Annotated in this window: 12 protein-coding genes; 3 read left to right on the top strand and 9 right to left on the bottom strand. The window is 62.4% G+C overall.

Annotation, left to right across the window (positions count from 1 at the left end; genetic code table 11):
* The first annotated feature begins 1 nt into the window (after window position 1).
* Both HOLFODRAFT_RS22685 and HOLFODRAFT_RS0205175 read left to right on the top strand, forming a co-directional pair.
* Window positions 2–514, top strand: coding sequence for an ExbD/TolR family protein (locus HOLFODRAFT_RS22685; protein ID WP_005035054.1), 513 nt, complete (start codon window positions 2–4; stop codon window positions 512–514).
* Entirely contained in the window at window positions 511–1,020 is a 510-nt protein-coding gene (locus HOLFODRAFT_RS0205175) for an ExbD/TolR family protein (RefSeq protein WP_026939061.1), read from the top strand. The genes HOLFODRAFT_RS22685 and HOLFODRAFT_RS0205175 overlap by 4 nt, the downstream gene beginning before the upstream one ends.
* Before the next feature lie 141 nt (window positions 1,021–1,161).
* Here the strand turns inward: HOLFODRAFT_RS0205175 and HOLFODRAFT_RS0205170 are convergent, their stop codons facing one another.
* On the bottom strand, window positions 1,162–1,782 hold the full coding sequence (locus tag HOLFODRAFT_RS0205170) for a TetR/AcrR family transcriptional regulator (protein ID WP_026939060.1): 621 nt from the start codon (window positions 1,780–1,782) through the stop codon (window positions 1,162–1,164).
* Between the two features lie 117 nt (window positions 1,783–1,899).
* Between HOLFODRAFT_RS0205170 and HOLFODRAFT_RS0205165 the strand changes: the two genes are divergently transcribed.
* Entirely contained in the window at window positions 1,900–3,123 is a 1,224-nt protein-coding gene (locus tag HOLFODRAFT_RS0205165; RefSeq protein ID WP_005033985.1) for a multidrug effflux MFS transporter, read from the top strand.
* A gap of 139 nt (window positions 3,124–3,262) precedes the next feature.
* Here HOLFODRAFT_RS0205165 and HOLFODRAFT_RS0205160 read toward each other — a convergent pair whose 3' ends face one another.
* The 8 genes from HOLFODRAFT_RS0205160 to HOLFODRAFT_RS0205125 are packed head-to-tail and all read right to left on the bottom strand — an operon-like array spanning window position 3,263 to window position 16,851.
* Entirely contained in the window at window positions 3,263–4,708 is a 1,446-nt protein-coding gene (locus HOLFODRAFT_RS0205160) for an ATP-binding response regulator (RefSeq protein WP_005033988.1), read from the bottom strand.
* A gap of 2 nt (window positions 4,709–4,710) precedes the next feature.
* Window positions 4,711–5,169 (bottom strand): response regulator, encoded by a 459-nt coding sequence (locus HOLFODRAFT_RS0205155; RefSeq protein WP_005033990.1) that lies wholly within the window; start codon window positions 5,167–5,169, stop codon window positions 4,711–4,713.
* Window positions 5,166–9,944, bottom strand: a complete 4,779-nt coding sequence (locus HOLFODRAFT_RS22680) for a PAS domain S-box protein (protein WP_005033992.1) — start codon at window positions 9,942–9,944, stop codon at window positions 5,166–5,168. Before HOLFODRAFT_RS22680 ends, HOLFODRAFT_RS0205155 begins: the two co-directional genes overlap by 4 nt.
* Window positions 9,941–11,887: a PAS domain S-box protein gene (locus HOLFODRAFT_RS0205145; RefSeq protein WP_005033994.1), complete on the bottom strand. Its 1,947-nt coding sequence runs from the start codon at window positions 11,885–11,887 to the stop codon at window positions 9,941–9,943. The genes HOLFODRAFT_RS22680 and HOLFODRAFT_RS0205145 overlap by 4 nt, the downstream gene beginning before the upstream one ends.
* Window positions 11,884–12,276 carry a response regulator gene (locus tag HOLFODRAFT_RS0205140; RefSeq protein WP_005033996.1) on the bottom strand — a complete coding sequence of 131 codons (393 nt, stop codon included), beginning with the start codon at window positions 12,274–12,276 and terminating at the stop codon, window positions 11,884–11,886. Before HOLFODRAFT_RS0205140 ends, HOLFODRAFT_RS0205145 begins: the two co-directional genes overlap by 4 nt.
* On the bottom strand, window positions 12,273–14,147 hold the full coding sequence (locus HOLFODRAFT_RS22675; RefSeq protein ID WP_005033998.1) for a sensor histidine kinase, YfiR-like protein-associated: 1,875 nt from the start codon (window positions 14,145–14,147) through the stop codon (window positions 12,273–12,275). The genes HOLFODRAFT_RS0205140 and HOLFODRAFT_RS22675 overlap by 4 nt, the downstream gene beginning before the upstream one ends.
* Before the next feature lie 10 nt (window positions 14,148–14,157).
* Window positions 14,158–14,733, bottom strand: coding sequence for a TOL_0243 family YfiR-like periplasmic protein (locus HOLFODRAFT_RS0205130; RefSeq protein WP_005034001.1), 576 nt, complete (start codon window positions 14,731–14,733; stop codon window positions 14,158–14,160).
* Window positions 14,734–14,739: 6 nt separating this feature from the next.
* A complete protein-coding gene (locus HOLFODRAFT_RS0205125) occupies window positions 14,740–16,851 on the bottom strand; it encodes a TonB-dependent receptor plug domain-containing protein (protein WP_005034003.1) in 2,112 nt (703 codons plus the stop codon).
* Window positions 16,852–17,011: the final 160 nt, after the last annotated feature.

The following is a 17,011-nucleotide window of genomic DNA, read 5'->3' as shown; positions in this document are numbered from 1 at the left end:
CATGGCCATGGATGTAGGTGGGAAGAAGGGCGGCGCGAAGGCCGACATCAACGTCACCCCCCTCGTGGACATCGTGCTGGTGCTGCTGATCATCTTCATCGTGATCACCCCGGCCGTGAATGATGCCGTGAAGCTGCCGCTGGCCAAGCACAGCGTCAAGGCGGAGACCGACAAGAGCGCCAAGTACCTCACACTGATGCTGCCAGCCAAGCGGGATCCCAAGGACTTCAGCAAGGTCGTGGGCCCCGGCTTCGTGCTGCTGGACGACAAGGACGCCAAGGAGTCCCAGAAGACCACGGGCTGGGATATGAGCTCCACCGAGGGCCGCAAGGCCCTGGTGGGCTTCATCCGGAAGTCCACGGACTACCTCGCGGACAAGCGGGTCTTCGTCAAGGCGGAGGCCGACCTTCCCTTCAAGTACGTGAACGAGCTCTTCCAGATCTGCCGTGAAGGCGGGGCCGACGAGGCCTCCATCGTCACCAGCGAGGACAAGGGCGAGAAGGAGAAGAAATGAGCCCCCAGAAGCCCAAGAAGGTTCAGCATGGGGTCCACGCCAAGTCGGACATCAACGTCACGCCCCTGATCGATATCGTGCTGGTGCTCCTCATCGTCTTCATTGTGATGGTCCCCGGCCTGAGCAAGGCCCTGCCCGTGGTGGTGCCCCAGGTCATCAAGACCGACAAGCCCACCCCCCCGGACCCCAGGAATCCCCCCCTGGTGCTGGGCATCAGCCCCACCGCCGACAACAAGGGGTACGAATTCACCCTCCAGAGCGACCGGATCGAACTCCAGGACATCGCCGCCAAGCTCTGCCCCGTGCTCCAGCTCCAGCCTGCTGGCATGCGCAAGGTCTTCCTCAAGGTGGACGAGGAGACCCCCTACCAGGTAGCCGTCCACGTGCTGGACCAAGTCCGCCTGGCCTCCGAGAGAGCCAAGAAGGAGACCGGCGCCAAACCCGAATGGGGCGGATTCGATGGGGGAGACACCAAGGTAGCGATCTCGCTGAAGAAACGGGGCTGAGCTGCTGCAATCGGACTCGCCTTGCTCAGGCCTTGGCCGAGGCTGTTTAATATGAGCCCAATTGTTTAGCCCCTCCGGGCTCTGTTGGGGGATCGTTTTCCTATTTGGGGTGATTGAGTCAACCCGGCGGCAGGTGATGACTCACCGGGGGCCGAGGATCAGATCGATGACCAGTTGGATGCGCGTCTCAAGCTCTTTCTGTATGAACTCCGGCTCCAGGCCCTTGACCAGGACTCTCAGGTGCAGTGCGCCGATGGTGGCGCCGAAGAGCATATCGGCCACGAGGGGGATGTCGAGGGTCTTTAGCGGATGGTCTGCTCCGGGGCCCGTCAGGTGACCGACCAGGAGGTCGTTGACGCGCTGAAGGCAGTTCTCATAGAAACGCTGGGCCAGTTCCGGCGAATGCCGAGCTTCGGAGATGACCAGCCGGGTCATGGCCACCTGGCGGGGTGAGAAGGTGAACGTGGCCATCTCCAGGAGACTGGTGCTGAGGCTGGTCCGGAAATCCATTCCGGCCTTCAGATTCCGCTGAGGGGTGTCTTCGTAGTTGAAGATGAGGGTGGTGAAGATGGCTTCCTTGTCTGGAAAGAGCTGGTAGACGGTCTTCTTGGACATCTGGCTCCGGCGGGCGATCTCCTCCATGCTGGCGGCCCCATAACCGACCTCGCTGAAGACCCCTTCGGCCGCAGCCAGGATGCGCTCCCGGCGCTTCTCCTCCGACAGGGCGGGCGGACGGCCGGGGCGACGCTTGCCCGTGTTCATTCCGTTCTCCATCGGAGAGGCTCCTTGACAATGGGAAACACAATCGTATCCTAATCAAATGGAAACCGAATCGTTTCCAAATTGTAGGGGCCTTGCCTCACAAGCCGGAGAGAGTCAATGGACAGAAAGATTGCATGGATGACCTTGTGCCTCGGCTGCCTCTGCATGTTGGGCCCCCTGGGCACGGACATGAATGTGGGGGCCCTGCCCATGATTGGCAAGGATCTGGGGGCCAGCGGCAGCAGTATGCAGCTCAGCGTCACGAGCTACTTCCTCGGCTTCACCCTGGGGCAGCTCTTCTATGGCCCCCTCTCCGATAGGACAGGCCGCAAGCCCATGATCTATCTGGCCTTGGGCATCTTCGCTGCTTCCTCGGTTGGCTGCTGCTTTTCGACCAGTGCCACCCAACTGATCGCCTGGCGCTTCGTGCAGGGATTGGGGGGCTCCATCGGCATGGTCATGGGCGCTGCCATCATCCGGGACCTCTACACGGGCGTGATCGCTGCCAAGCTTATGTCGGTGGTGGTTATGATCTTCGGCCTGGCCCCGATCGTGGCACCCCTGGTGGGCAGCCTGATCCTGAAAATCGCCAGCTGGCAGACGATCTTTGCGGTTCTGGGCATCCTGGCGGTGCTGGTGTTCGCGCTGATCCACCTCAAGCTGCCTGAAACCCGCCTCCCATCCCTGCGTGCCCAGAGCCGACCCAGCGCCGCGCTCAAGCTCTATGCCCGGTTCCTCGTCAGCCGGAACTTCATTCCCTATGCCGGGACCCAATCCCTGGTCCAGGGGGGCTTCTTCGCCTACGTGGCGGGTTCACCCTTCGTCCTCATCAAGACCTATGGGCTTTCGCCCCTGATGTACTCGCTGCTATTCGGGATCAATGCTGTTGGCCTCGCCATGGGTAGTCACCTCATCGCCTACCTCAGCGCCCGCTTCGGCGCCGAGACGGTGGTGAAGGGGGCCACCCTTTTCTACGCTGGATCGGCCCTGCTGCTGGCCCTCCTGGAGGTTTCGGGTCTTTCGGGCCTCTGGGTCCTGTGCATCCTGCTCTTCGTCATCATCACGGCTCTGGGCGGCATCATGCCCGCATGCAATACCCTGACCATGGAAGCCCACGGAGCCGACCCCGGCTCCGCCGCCGCCCTCATGGGGGGCCTCGGCTTCGGGGTCGGAGCTCTTGGAAGTGCCATGATCGGCGCCTTCAAGGGCACCGGTGCCCTCCCGATGCTCAGCATCATCGCTGCCTTCGGCATTCTCGCCGCCCTGGTGGCCAACTTGAGTTTTTCCGGCCGAAGCCAGCGGGAGGGGGAAGATCCCTCACCCTGCGGGCAGGCCCTTTAGGGGCCGTTGCGGAACCCGTGCCGCTCTGGTTGTTCCGCTACGGCCCCTTATGCCGCTCCTATGAACTTGTTTGGGTTTCTGGAGAGCGGCTTAGGGCCGTTGCGGAACCCGTTTCCTTTCGCGGATGCGGAATGCGGTCTCACCCCAAAGGCAGCAGGACCCTGAACCGGGTGCCCTTTCCGAGTCCCGTTTCGACCTGGATCAGCCCATCGTGCTGTTGGGCGATGGCTCTGGCCATGGCGAGGCCGAGGCCGGTGCCCTTGCCTTCGTCCTTGGTTGTGTAGAATGCCTCGAACATGTGGGAAAGGACTTCGGCGGGAATGCCGGGACCCGTGTCCTGCACCTCAACACACGCATAGGTCCCACCGGGCCGATGATGCTCTGATGCTTCCGCCTCCTGGAGCTGGAGGGCAATGGTGCGCAGGGTGATCCTCCCCTGGCTGCCCATGGCATCGCGGGCGTTGATGCCGAGGTTCATCAGCACCTGCAGGATCTGGGAGGGGACGGCTCGGACCCGTGGGATGCCTTCCCCCGGCTGGAAGCTCAGTTCTATGCCCTTGGGAAGCGCGTGACGCAGGAGGATCGCCGCCTCTTCGGTCACGTCGTTCAGGTCGAGGTCGACCCGGACCGGCGCATCCTCCTTGCGGGCGAGGCGCAGGAGTTCCGTTTTGAATTCTTGTGCCCGTTCGCAACTTCGGACGAGGATCTCCACATGGCGCTGCTGCTTCTCGGTGAGTTGGCTCATGGCCAGCAGTTCCGCCGCCGCCCTCATGGACCCGATCAGGTTCCCGAAGTCGTGGGTGATGCCCCCGATCATCATGCCAAGATTCTCCAGGCGTTGACTCTGGATCAGGGCATCCTGGGCCACATGGAGCTCGGTGATGTCCTGGAGGATGCCCCGGAACCGACAAGCGGACCAGGCGAGGGTCCAACGGGTCCAGATCCAACGGCCGTCAGCATGCTGGATCCGGCAGTCGAAGTCTGTCCTGTCGAGTGCACTCGCTGGGGTGAACGAGGAGATGAAGCGCGAGAGGTCAGCGGGATGGACAATGGATTTCAGGAGCTCTGGTTCCGCGTTAAGAGTGTCGTGGGTATAGCCGAGGACATCCTTCACGAGATACCCGAAGACCCAGGTGCCATCCTCCTCGTCACGGATCCAGGGCACAACCTTGGCCACCCGGGCTGCCTCAAGCAGGGCTCGGCGGGTGTGCATCTCCTCCAGGGCCCGGTGGACGGCAGAAGGCAGGCGCTTCAGGTTGGATTTGAAGATGTAGTCTGTCGCACCGACCTTCATGCACTCCACACCGAGATCCTCGCCCATGACCCCCGAAACGAAGATGAAGGGCAATTCAGGGTGGATCTTCATCTTCGCGGTGAGGGCCTCAAGGCCGTTGTAGGAGGGCAGCGAATAGTCCGAAAGCACGAGACTGACATCCGGGGAACCGAGCTCCCGCAGGTAGTCCTCCCGGTTGTCCACCCGGATGATATTGATCTTGCCCAGATGCTCTCCGAGCAGTTGCTCGATGAGGAACGCATCGTTGAGGGAATCCTCAAGGAGGAGGATCTTTAAAGGCCCGTTCTGCACACCTATTCCTTTGCTCCATTACGGGCCTTGGGGGGCGGATTGTTGATGGCGGCCCAGAAGACGCCCAGGGAGGCCACCACCGATGCGAATTCGCCGAAGTTCAGTGGTTTAACGACATAGCTGTTCACGCCCAGACGGTAGCTTTCGATCATGTCCTTCTCTTCTGCGCTGGACGTGAGCATCACGATGGGGATCAGGCAGAACTCCTCATCGGACCGGATCTCCCGGAGGACCTCCAGACCGTTCATCTTCGGCATCTTGAGGTCAAGCAGGATGAATGTGGGATTCCCGGGAGATCTCGTGGCATAGCAGCCCTGGCGTCTGAGGTAATCCAGGGCCGCAGGCCCGTCCTCTACGTGGATGATCTCGTTGATGACGTTACTGGAGGCCAGGGCATCCATGGTCATCTCAGCGTCGGCCGGGCTGTCCTCCACCAGCAGGATTTGCCTGATGCAGTTCATGATCGTTCCTCCTCTCCGGGGAAGGCTATGAAGAAGGTGGCTCCCTCACCCAGGCGCCCCTCGGCCCACACCCTGCCGCCGTGGCGGGTGATGATCCGGTGGACGTTTGCCAGACCGATGCCCGTGCCTTCGAAGTCCTCTTCCCGGTGCAGCCTCTGGAAGACGCCAAAGAGCTTGTGGGCGTAGGCCGGATCGAAGCCCGCCCCATTGTCTCGGATCTCGATGCCCGACTCGCCTGCCAAGTCCAGCATGGGCTGGATTTCAATCACTGTTTCGGGCCGGTTCCTGGTGAACTTCAGGGCGTTCCCGATAAGGTTCTGGAAGACCAGTCGGAGCAGGGTGGGATCCCCCTGGAGCGTGGGCAGCTTGCCGATCTTCCATCGGATCTGCCGCTCTCCCCATTCGCTCTTGGACTCCTCAATTACGGCGGACACCAGTTGGGCCGTGTCCACCCTCACCCTGTGGAGTTCCGCCCTCCCCAGCCGCGAGAAGGACAGGAGACCTTCCACGAGCTGCCCCATCCTGACGGAGGCCCCCTGGGCGACTCGTAGATAGTGGTCGCCCTTTTCGTCCAGCCTGTCCCCCATATGGCGTGCAAGCATGCCCAGAAATCCCTCCATGTGGCGAAGCGGGGCGCGCAGATCATGAGAGACCGAATAGGCGAAGGCTTCCAGTTCCCGGTTGGCTTCGGCCAGTTCAAGGGTGCGGGTGGCCACCCTCTGCTCCAGATCTGCATTGAGGTGAAGGATCTCAGTCTCGGAGGCCTTCTGGTCCTCCAGGAGGCTCAGAAGGGCCTTTCGGGAGGCGTCGGCGATGTCGAGAAGGCGCCGGGCTTCCGACTGGGCTTCCTTGATTTCGGTGATGTCCTGCAGCATTCCCCGCACCTTGATGACCTTCCCGTACTCATCCCGTATTGGATTCCCCACCGTGCGGATGACCTTGAGGACCCCCTTGGCGCTGATGAGCTCAAGTTCCAGGTCGTAAGGCCTTCCGAGTTCGACGGCTTCCTGGACGGCACTGGCGATCTTCGTAGCGGAGGTGCCGGAGTAGAAGCCGAGGCCTTGTGAGACGCCCAGCTCTTCAGGGTTTTCCAGGTCGTGGATCCTGGCTGTCTCATCGGTCCAGGTGCCCTTGAGGGTCACCGGGTCGAATTCCCAGCCTCCGACCTTGGCCATCGTGCCTGCGAGGTCCAGCAGCTCCGTCTTGGTCCGGATGAGGTCCTCGGTCATCTTGCGTTCAGTGATGTTCTCGTGGGCCACGACGATTCTCAGGGGCCCCTCGCCTGCAAAGCGGGTCACTCGTCCCGAGAACCACCTTTTGACTTCGGGCGAATGGCAGGTGTATTCCTGGGTGTACTCTGCGACCTCTCCTGCCGTGACCCTCCGGATGCCGTCCAGGAAGGCCCTTGCCACTTCTGCATCCGGCCCGGTTGCGGCCTGGCACACCTCGAAGTAGTTGGCCCCTTCGCATACCGTGTGGCTGATGGGGGGATTCTCCCTGGCAAAGCGCCGCCAGGCCTCGTTCACATTGAGGATGGTGCCGTTCTCATCCAGGATGGCCAGGTGCTCCGTGAGTGCGTCCAGGGTTCCCGTGGCGGTCCGCTCCGCTTCTTTGAGGAAGGTCTCGGCCCGTTTCCGGTCCGTGATGTCCCGGACTACGGCCCACGTGCCAACGGGGGTGCCATCGATGTCCTTGAGCAGGCAGGTCCTCAGCTCGACGGGGAAGACGACGCCATCCTTCCGCTGGTAGCACTTCTCGTAGACCTTCGAATACCCGTGGACCAGCACTTCGTCATGGATGATCCCGGCTTCCATGGCATGCCACTCCGGCGGTGTCAGGTCCATGTAAGTGAGGCGTTTGAGCTCTTCGCCCGAATAGCCGACCATCTCCTGGAAGATCCCGTTGAAGTCGATGATGCGCCCCTCCATGTCCACCTGGGCGTACGCGTCCCGCATGCTCTCATGCAGGTGCCGGAAGCGGTTCTCACTCTGCTCCAGGGCCGTATTGACCATCTTCCGTTCGATGATGGCCCAGGTGGCCTCGGCCAGGAAGGTGACGGCCTCCGTGTCCTGTTCGGTGTAATCGAGGGGCTTGTTGCCGACGCCCAGGATCGCGACGACTCTGCCCGCCCGCATCACGGGGACCACCAGCTCCCTGACGACCTTTGCGTGCCCCGGCGGAAGTCCCTTCTTGTGGGCCAGGGAGGCGTAGTCGTTGTGGACCACCGGGGTCTTGAAGCGGACGCAGTCCATCCAGACGCCGGCCCTGTCGATGGGGTAGTGGGAACCGCGTCCTTCGGCCGTGCAGAACTCCTTCAGGGTGCGAGTGGACCACTGCTGCAGGGTGAGCTTGCCCGTGTTCTCGTCAAAGAAATGGTAGAAGCCGATGGGGCTGTCGACCATGGCGCCGGTTTCATCCAGGGTTTTTGTGATCAGCTCGTCCAGCGAGTGGGTGTCAGCATAATCGTTCAGGTCTGTGCGTATCTGGGTGAGCCGCTCCCGGCGACGAATGTCCGTCTGGTCCCGGAAGATGAGGACGACGCGGACGATTTCACCGCGGTCGTTCCGGACCGGGGCCGCGCTGTCGGCCAGGGCTCGCCTGCTGCCATCCCTGCCCAGGAGCATGGTGTGGCTGGCGAGGCTGATGGGCAGCCCATCCTGGAGGACGCGTCGGATTGGATTCTCCACCGGTTCAAGGGTGTCTTCTTCGACGACTTGGAAGACATCCTCAAGGGGGCCTCCGAGTGCCTCGGACTCCGTCCATCCCGTGAGGCCTTCTGCTGCGGGATTCATGTGGATCAAGCGCCCCTTTGCATCCGTGACGATGACCCCGTCCCCGATGCCGTACAGGGTTGCCTGGGCTTCCTCCGCGCTTTCGCGCACCTGGGCTTCCGCATGGCTACGGATGAGGTCCATGTGGTCCAGGGAGCGGGCGGTCCACCATGCTGCGGCCGCAAGGATGGTGCTGAAGGCGATGACGATGAGGGCGACACCGACCGCGTACTCATACCAGCCGAAGCGCTCCCCCAGGGCCCGGACCCATCCAACCAGGATGGATATGCCAGGAATGATGAGCATCATCCGCCGCAGCAGCCACCCTCCCATGGAGTCGCCCATGAAGCGCCGCATGAAACCCTCGGATGGGTTCAGGAGCAGGAGTCCCGCAGCCAGGACGATGAATGCCAGTGCCGTGAGGAGGGCCAGCTGGAAGTAATACCCCAGGCCGAAGGCCCCGAGGGTGCCGTAGAAATAGCCCAGCAGGGACAGGAGGCTGAAAAGGCCCACTGGCAGGGCCAGCCACTGCGATGCAGAGGCCGTTCGGGGGAAGCCCGCCAGGGTGAAGCCGCATCCCAGGAGGATAAAGCTCACGGCGGAGGTCGGTGCCATCCGGTTGGGGGCCAGGGTGCCCAGGGCGCCAGGGGCCTCGCGGAAGAGGAGCTGGTCGATGTGGAGATCCACCCCGAGGAGGTATTGAGCAAGGGTCAGGGCCCCCAGGATCGTGAGGACCGCTGCGCAGACCGCAGAACCCATCTGGCTGCCCCTGGATTGGGATGTCCGCAGGAACAAGGCCCCCCCCGCCAACAGGAACCCGATGGCCGTATTGGTCTTCATCGTCACGAAACCCGGCAGGAGACCCTTCAGGGCCGGGATGTCCCATGCCCATCCGGCCAGCACGAGGATGCCCACGGCGATCCCGACGAGTCCCGCTGCGCGGGCCGTCAGTCTTGCGCGGTGGACCCTGCGGGAGGGCACGTTGGGGTCATGCCTCGCAAGGGGTGTCACGGAGAAAAGCTTCTGGTAGAGCTTTGCCTGCCCTACATAGAACAGGAGGCCCATCAGCAGGCCGATCATCAGAACCCCGAGCCCGACGAAACCGAGGATGATCACGCCCCGATACCGGGCCTCCGCCAGGATCTCCCTGGTCTCGACCTTGGCGATCATGAACCACGACGAATCGGGAACGGGATGGATATCCGCAAGCACCTCGGCGCCCCGATAGTCCTTGCCCACGAAGGTGCCGATCCGCCCAAGCACTGCCTGGGATGCCGGGAGCTCCGGCTGGTGGAGGGGGTATCTCAGGGTGAGGGCAGGGGCCTGGTGGTGGCGCAGGCGGTTGAGGAACAGGATCTCCTCTCCGTCCCGCCGCACGAGGAGGGTCTCTGCCGTCTCGCTTGGGGTGGGCCAGGATTGAATGAGGGGGAAGAGGCGCGGTTCTGGGTCCGCCCGGAGAAGGAGCACGGCGAGCACCTTCCCTGCGGGGCTACAGACAGGTGCTGCGATGTCCAGATTGACCTGCCCTCCTCCAGGGGGGCGGAAAAGCTCGCCGACGACTACCCGTCCCGGTTCCTTCGCATCCTGAACGAGCGCCCTGACTTCTGGTCCCAGGCTGTCGACCCCCGGGTCGAGGGAGGCCAGGAGCTCACCCCCTGTGGAGGCCAGCATGACATTCCCGTAGTTGTCGGCGTTCCTGATGAGCTCCAGTTCCCGGATGGTTTCCCTGTTCGGTCTGCCTCCAGGGGGATGGCTCAGGGATGCCAGCACCTCCCGGTGCGCTGCGAGGTGATTGACCCCGTGCTTTGCATCCGAAATCCGCTCGTTCCGCCAGTCGACGATCTGAGAGACCTTCAGGGTGGCGATGGCCCGGAGCTCCCGGGACCGCTGGGCCTGTATCGAACGCTCCTCACGTTTGTAGGATGCGTATCCTCCCACCACCAAGAAGATGGAGAGGGCCACGAAGATGGCGGCGAGAACGCTGAGTGAGGGGCCGCGTCTCACGGCTTGCCTCCGCTGGAGGGCGTGCTGTTCCCTGCCGGGGCGCTTGGGTAGCGGGGCCCCTCCCCGAGGCGGGACAGCAGTTCGTTCACCTCCCGCTTCAGGTCGAGGATGCGGCCCTCCCGTCCCAGGGTGAGCTCATGCCAGCGACGCAGTTCCGCGAGCTGCTCCTGAAGCTCCGCCTGGACTTGCTTCGTGCGGGTGATGTCCTCGTTGATGGCCACGAAATGCGTGATGACGCCGCCCTCGTCGAGGATCGGGGCGATGGAGATATCCTCCCAGTAGTCTTCGCCGTTCTTCTTCCGGTTCAGGAGTTCCTGGTGCCAGACCTGGCCCGCCAGGATGGTGTTCCAGAGGTTCCGGTAGGTTTCTGCGGGATGGGCATCGGACTTGAGAATCCTCGGATTCTTGCCCAGGGCCTCCTCTCTGCTGTAGCCAGTCAGTTTGGAGAAACTCGGGTTCACGTATTCGATGCTGCCTTCGATATCCGTGATCACCACCACCGCCGGGCATTGATCAATGGCCTTCGAGAGCTTCCGGAGCTGTTGCTCGTCCGCTTTCTGGTTGGTGATGTCGTTGATGGCGCTCAGGATGTAAAGCACCTCACCGTTGGGACCCCGGACCGGCCCCCCGCTCACATCCCCCCACAGGATCCGTCCATCCTGGCGGAGATAGCGCTTCTGGACGTGGAAGCTGTCCAGCGATCCCTTCCCCAGACTTTGGAAGAGTCCCGAGGTCGGCTCCTGGTCCTCTGGATGGGTGAACTCATAGAAGTGATGCCCGACCAGGTGCTCTGGAGGACGGTCGAAGATTTCGCAGGCGCGGTGATTGACCCGCAGGATGTGTCCATCGATGGCGACCTGCACCATGCCGACAGCTCCCTGCTCGAAGGCAGCCCTGTACTCCATTTCCTGAGCCGCCAACGCCCTTTCCGCCTCCTCCCGCTGCCGTTCCTTTGCGAGGGCCCGGATGGCGAAAGATAGATCCCGTGCCACTTCTTCGATGAGGGCCAGGCGGTCCTGGACGAAGAATCCAGGCTGCACCGAATACAGGTTGAGAACGGCAACGGCGCGGTTTGCGAGGAAAACCGGCAGGGATACGCTGGAGCGGAGTCCATGGGGTTCGGCCCTGGAACCCCATGGGCTCACCGGGGGATCCGCTGTCCAATCCTGGCATAGGACGATCCGAGCCTCCCGCAGACTCGTCGCACTGGGGCCCTGTCCCTCGGGGAGGGCTGGGTCCAGGGGAATTGCCAGATCCTGGGCACACTCCGCAAGCGGTCCGGCCATGAAGTCCGCGCGGAGGGGCTCTCCCGCACCGGGGGCCCATCCGATCCATGCCAGATCGAGTTTGCCGTAGTCAATGCACAGGCGGCAGGTCTCCGCCAGCAGTTCTGCCTCCGACCTCGCGCTACGGATCGCGCGGTTGATCCGGTACAGCAGAATGTGGAGATCGGACAGGCGCCTCAGGTCCTGGTTGCGCTTCTCTAGCTTGTGGAAGAGAGCTTCGTTGTGCTGACGGAGGAAGGCCATCTCCGAATCGATCGATTCGTCCGGGGCCTTCGCCGCCCTGTGGCCGGCTGTGCCCAGCAGTTCCTGGACCACCGTCATGAGGTAGCTGGGTTCCTGGGGCTTGGTGATGAAGCGCTCGGCCCCCAGGCTCAGGGCGAAGCGTTCGTGCTTGGGCTCCGTGTAGGTGGCTGTGTAGAAGACGAAGGGGATATCTTTCAGTGCCTCGTCCTGCTTCATCCGTCGGCAGAATTCGAATCCGTCCATGACCGGCATGAGAATGTCCGAGATCACCAAGTCCGTGGGGGTGTTCCGTGCCATCTCCAGGGCCTCGGCCCCGTTCTCCGCGACGAGCGTCCGGTGGCCCATCCCCTTCAGGAGGGCATCCAGCATGTAGCGGTTCTGCTCGAGGTCGTCGGCGATCAGGATCGTGCTCATGCCTGCCCTCCGCCGGAGGGGGCGGCTCCCAGGAAGCATTCCACTTGGGCGAGGAAGGTGTCCGGATTGATGGGCTTTTCAATGTAGCCATCGCAGCCAGCTCCGAGCGCCTTCTCTCGGTCGCCCACCATGGCGTACGAGGTGACCGCCACGATGGGGACCTTTGCCAGAGCTTGGTTCTCCCGGAGCCTCCGGGCGATTTCGTAGCCGTCCATGCCAGGCAGCTGGATATCCAGGAGGATCAGGTCGGGTGCCTGGCCTCCGGCGAGGGCGATCCCCTCCTCTCCGCTCCTGGCCTGAACGACTTGGTAGCCAGCGGTTTCCATGATGAAGGTGATCAGGTAGAGGTTCTGCTCATTGTCTTCGATATAGAGAATGCGTTGCTTCATGGCTCCCTCCCTTCCAGCGGCAGGACGAAGGTGAAGGTGCTTCCTTCGCCCCAGACGCTCTCCACCCAAATCCTTCCCCCCATACGTTCCACCAATCGCTTGCAGATGGATAACCCCAGTCCGGTGCCTTCGTATTTCCGGGTGGTTCCAGCGTCCACCTGCCGGAAGGGCTGGAAAAGGACGCCAATGTCCTCGTCCCGGATGCCGATGCCGGTGTCCCGGACCCGCACCTCGATCTCGCACCCGTTGACCCGGCAGCTGATCAGCACCTTCCCGTGCTCCGTGAACTTGATGGCGTTGCTGCCCAGGTTCATGAGGATCTGTTCCACCCGGCGTCGGTCGCTTCGGAGCCGCCCGACCTCCGGCGCAATCTCGAGCTCCAGGGGGACCCCCCGCTTTTCCGCCTGGGGCCGGAGGATCTGGACGCTCTTCTCAAGGGAGGCACGCAGATCGAAGCTCTCCTGGACGATTTCCAGCTGTCCAGCCTCGATCTTGGAGATATCCAGTACGTCATTGATCAGTTCGAGCAGATGGTTGGAGCTATCCCGTACCATCCCCAGCTGCTTCTTCTGCTCGGCGTTCAGGGGGCCCACGAGCCCCTGGATGAGGATGCCCGTGAATCCGATGATGGAATTGAGGGGAGTCCGCAGCTCGTGGGACATCGTGGCGAGAAATGCCGACTTGATCCGGTCTGCGGTTTCCGCGGCCGCCAAAGCCCTTCTCAGGGATTCTTCGTTCTCCCGTTCGGTAGTGATGTCCTCGATCACCCCCACGACTCCGTCTGAGGGATTGGAAGTGTCCATCGACTGAAGCTTCATCCGCCCCCAGAACAGGCTTCCATCCTTTCTCACAAGTTGCAGTTCACGGATCAACATCTCGCCCTGGAGGGCGCTGGCGGCGATGGCTGCCCCGATGCTTTCCCAGGTCGCATCGTCCGGGTACCACATCCGGGTTCCCCTGCCGATCATCTCGCCGGGGGCGTAGCCGAAGATCTCTTCCAGCCTGCGGTTGCAGAGGACGATGGTGCGCGCCTGGGTCAGCACGATCCCGCTGGTCGCGGCCTCGAAGATGGCCTCAAGCTGGTCCTTGGCGGCCCGCAGTTCACCTGTGCGGGCCTGGACCTGGGATTCGAGGCGTTCATTGCTCTCCTGGAGTACGCGGTCCCTGTCCTGGATCTGGGCTAGCATCCCGTTGAATGCGTCCACCAGCACGCCCAGTTCATCCTCATAGACCTTTGAGACCCGCATGGAGTAGTCCTGGCTGCCCGCGACCCGCTGGGCGGTTCCGGTGAGCATGGAGATGGGGCGTGAGACGACCTGCTGGAGCCGTGAGGCCAGGAACAGGGCTACGAGGCTGCCCAGGCAAAGGATCGCGAAGGCCGACAGGAGATACTGTCTGGACACGACCCTCAGTTCTCCGAGATCGGCTTTCAGATAGACCGTTCCCAGGTGTGTGCCCTCCGTCAGGATGGGCTGGAACACGATCAGGCTGTCACCCGCAAATCGATGGCTGGTTGAACCCAGATTCGCCGGAGGGATCACTGCCTGGAGATCGGATGACCGGTAGCTGGCCACCAGCCCGCCCCTGGGATCGAATATCCCCCCCTCCACGATCGAAGGGATGCCCCGTAAGGCCGCCAGGTTTTCCTCGCAGAGCTTGGGATCGTCGAAGATCAGGGCCGCCGTGCTCCGGTCGGCCATGAGGCGGGCCAGCATTGAAGTGTCACGGACCATGCTCTGGCGGGCGTGGATGCGCTGCTGGACCCAGAACGAGGCCGTCGCAAGGAAGAGCACCGAAACGCTGGCCACCATGATGATCAGGATCAGTTTGCCCTTGATGGGCAGCTTCCAGAGGAGGGGGACTCGACCCATGGCTGCCCCTTTATTGGTGCACCGTTGCCACTTCCAGCAGCTTGGCGTGGATCCGCAGGCTGGACTGGCGCACGGTGCGCAGGTTGATTTCGATCCTGACTTTGCCTTCTTCAGTCACGAATCCGATCATCCCCCCCTGCTGGGAGAATCGGCCGATATCACTGACCGTGAGAACTCCGGAGGGTGGGAGCTGCCGCATGACCCTTGCCAGATGCTGCTGTTCGCTCTGGCTGATGAACAGGATGTGGCACTGGATGGGCTTCCCCCCAGAGGTGGAATAGCGTTCGATCACCAGGGGATGGCCTTTCACCTGTTTGCCTGAGAGTTCGTTGAGCAGATCTGTGACCTGGTCCTTGCCGATGACTCCGACACGGATCGGCTCCGTCGGGGGGGCCCCCTCGAGTGAGGGCCACTCTACGAATCGGATGAAGTTGAAGACGTAGGCGGTCTTGACCTTGGCCTGGAGCAGCTTCTCCTGCTGGGCCATGGCGGGCTGATGGCAGGTCCAGAGCAGCACCAGCCCGAGGAGCCAGCAAGGGGGCCGGAGGGCGGTGCGCAGATGGGTGAGGGCGGGGAGCAGAGGCATGGGGGGCTAGAAACTCAGGTGGATGTGGAAAGTCGCGTTGAATCCCGGGTCCTGGAACTGCCAAGGCATACGGATCTTTCTGTCGAGGACGTTGTTGAGGTCCAGAGCGCAGCTCAATGCGTGGCTGGAACTTCTGTAGAGTGATGCCTGCGCCTTGATGTTCAGGATCTGATCGTTCCCGAAGGCCGCTCGGGAGCTCTTGGAACTGCTGTCGAAATACCTCCCGAAGGACTGCAGGCAGGGGGAGACCGTCAGCCCCTTGGGAAGGCCGAGGGTCAGGCCCAGATTGGCGACGTACCTGGGGGCGAAGGGGGTGTCGGCGCCGTCCTGGTCCAGGTCGACGGCATTCCGCAACTCACTGCGGGTCAAGGTCAGATTGCTGAACCAGATGCACTTGTCCGACACCACCTGCTCCGCGCTCAGTTCGAGCCCGAGGGAGGAGGCCCTGCCTGCATTGACAGATCTCGTCTGGGATGGCGTGCTGCTCACGACGTTGTCCACGATGGCGTCGTTGACCCGGGTGAAGAAGCCCCTAAGGGAGAGGGTGAGGGCATGGCCAGGCTGCACGTTCATGCCCAGGTCCATGCCGATGCCCTTCTCCGGGCTGAGGTTCCGGTTGGGCAGTTGACCGTCCTTGCCGGGCTGGCCGACATCGCCCTCCTGGAGGGTTCCCCCGACCGATTTGGCGGATGGGGCCAGGAAACTGCTGCTGATGTTTCCGAAGAAGGAGAAGACCGGAGTCGCGTTGAAGCGAGTTCCGGCGCTCCACAGAGACCTGTTCCAGGCCTTGCGGGAGACCTCGGGCCGAGTGCCTCCGATCCAGTCATAGTGGTGGCTTGTCCGGTTGAATCGGGCGCCGGCCCTCCAGACCCATTTCCACGACACCAGCTTCTCCTGCAGGAACACTCCCAGGGACTGAGCCCTGGCATCGTTGCTGATCCTGGTGGAACCGGATGCATCAGAGTAGCTTGTGTACGTGGCGAACTGGGCATCGGCACCCACGGACAGCAGACTCTCGCCCCAGTGCTTCCAGGTGAGGGTCACGTCCGCCGGAACGATCCTCTGCTTCACGCGGTCACGTTCCTTGCGCTCCAGATTCGTGGGGTAGTTGTCCTCGGACCAGTTCCGGTCGTATCCGCGGTAGCCCGCCTTGGCCTGGAGATGGATGGATTCGCGGATCGGTCTTGAGTACGTGAGGTTCAGGGTGTCGTAGAGGTGCTGGAAATCCCGGTTGGGGCGCCCCACCTGGCCCGTGTGTGCCGTGTGGTGGAGGAAGATGGACAGCCTGTGATCCGCCTCTCCCAGGGCATAGGTGACCTTCCCGTAGACCTTGGATTTCTTGTAGCGCGGGTCCTCCAGGATGTTCAGCCAGGAAGGGGTGGTGCCGTAGTTGGTGTAGTTGGACTGTTCGTGGCTGGCTCCTGCCAGGTAGCTGAAGGCCCCCTTCTGATCCTGGTGATAGATCTTTCCGCCCATGGTCGCGTAGGATCCGCCGCTGGCCTGGATCCGCGTCAAGGGGCCGTCGATCCGTTCCTTGAGCACGAAGTGGGTGGTACCGGCCAGGGGCGACTCGTTCCCTGCAAAATCCATGGACAGATAGTTGGAATACATGACCGCCGCTGGGCCTTGCTGCACCTCAATGCGGTCGAAGGCCCATGGATCGAGGCTCATGGCGTCCATGAATGAGTCCATGGGCAGTCCGTCCAGGAGATACGTGTTGTACTTCGGCCCCAGACCGCCAAAGGATCCCCAGTTGGCATCGTTGCGGGAGAGAACGTTCACGAACTGTCCCGGCTGGTACTTCACCAGTTCCGCCAGATTCCGGTTGGATGCGGTGCTCTGGTCGAAGGCTTCGCTGTAGACAATCAACACCTTCTGGGTCACCGACTCCTGCCTTTGGGCGCTCTTGGTGTCCGTCACAATGACTTCCGCAAGCTGGTCGAGGCTCAAGGTTTCGACGAAGGTTCCGATGGGCAGCTTGGCAAGGTGGCTGCTGTACCTCGGCCCGCTGCGGCGACCGATGCCGCCTTCCTCAGCCCTGTCGTCCAGACTCCCCGAAGCGGCAAGGATGGCTCCCGCAAGCCAGATGACAGCATAGGGGCGGAAGGTTCGGTGCATGGCATCTCTCCGATTCAGGAGAACGAATGGCCTGTGGTAGGGGATTCCCGGGAAGTATGGGGCTGGATGCTGATCCATGATGGTGCGGCTTATGTTTTTCTCGGGATTTCCGGGCGGAACATTACTCATGGCGGATTTCCGGGTTGCCGAATCAAGCGGG

The organism is Holophaga foetida DSM 6591, assembly GCF_000242615.2.
Lineage (GTDB): Bacteria > Acidobacteriota > Holophagae > Holophagales > Holophagaceae > Holophaga > Holophaga foetida.
Note: the sequence above shows the minus strand (reverse complement) of the source record. Positions and strands in the feature narration are given on the sequence as shown.

Bases quoted from the DNA above. Each gene is read 5' to 3' on its own strand.
- HOLFODRAFT_RS22685 (WP_005035054.1), top strand. From the start codon at position 2: ATGGCCATGGATGTAGGTGGGAAGAAGGGCGGCGCGAAGGCCGACATC.
- HOLFODRAFT_RS0205175 (WP_026939061.1), top strand. From the start codon at position 511: ATGAGCCCCCAGAAGCCCAAGAAGGTTCAGCATGGGGTCCACGCCAAG.
- HOLFODRAFT_RS0205170 (WP_026939060.1), bottom strand. From the start codon at position 1,782: ATGAACACGGGCAAGCGTCGCCCCGGCCGTCCGCCCGCCCTGTCGGAG.
- HOLFODRAFT_RS0205165 (WP_005033985.1), top strand. From the start codon at position 1,900: ATGGACAGAAAGATTGCATGGATGACCTTGTGCCTCGGCTGCCTCTGC.
- HOLFODRAFT_RS0205155 (WP_005033990.1), bottom strand. From the start codon at position 5,169: ATGAACTGCATCAGGCAAATCCTGCTGGTGGAGGACAGCCCGGCCGAC.
- HOLFODRAFT_RS0205145 (WP_005033994.1), bottom strand. From the start codon at position 11,887: ATGAGCACGATCCTGATCGCCGACGACCTCGAGCAGAACCGCTACATG.
- HOLFODRAFT_RS0205140 (WP_005033996.1), bottom strand. From the start codon at position 12,276: ATGAAGCAACGCATTCTCTATATCGAAGACAATGAGCAGAACCTCTAC.
- HOLFODRAFT_RS22675 (WP_005033998.1), bottom strand. From the start codon at position 14,147: ATGGGTCGAGTCCCCCTCCTCTGGAAGCTGCCCATCAAGGGCAAACTG.
- HOLFODRAFT_RS0205130 (WP_005034001.1), bottom strand. From the start codon at position 14,733: ATGCCTCTGCTCCCCGCCCTCACCCATCTGCGCACCGCCCTCCGGCCC.
- HOLFODRAFT_RS0205125 (WP_005034003.1), bottom strand. From the start codon at position 16,851: ATGCACCGAACCTTCCGCCCCTATGCTGTCATCTGGCTTGCGGGAGCC.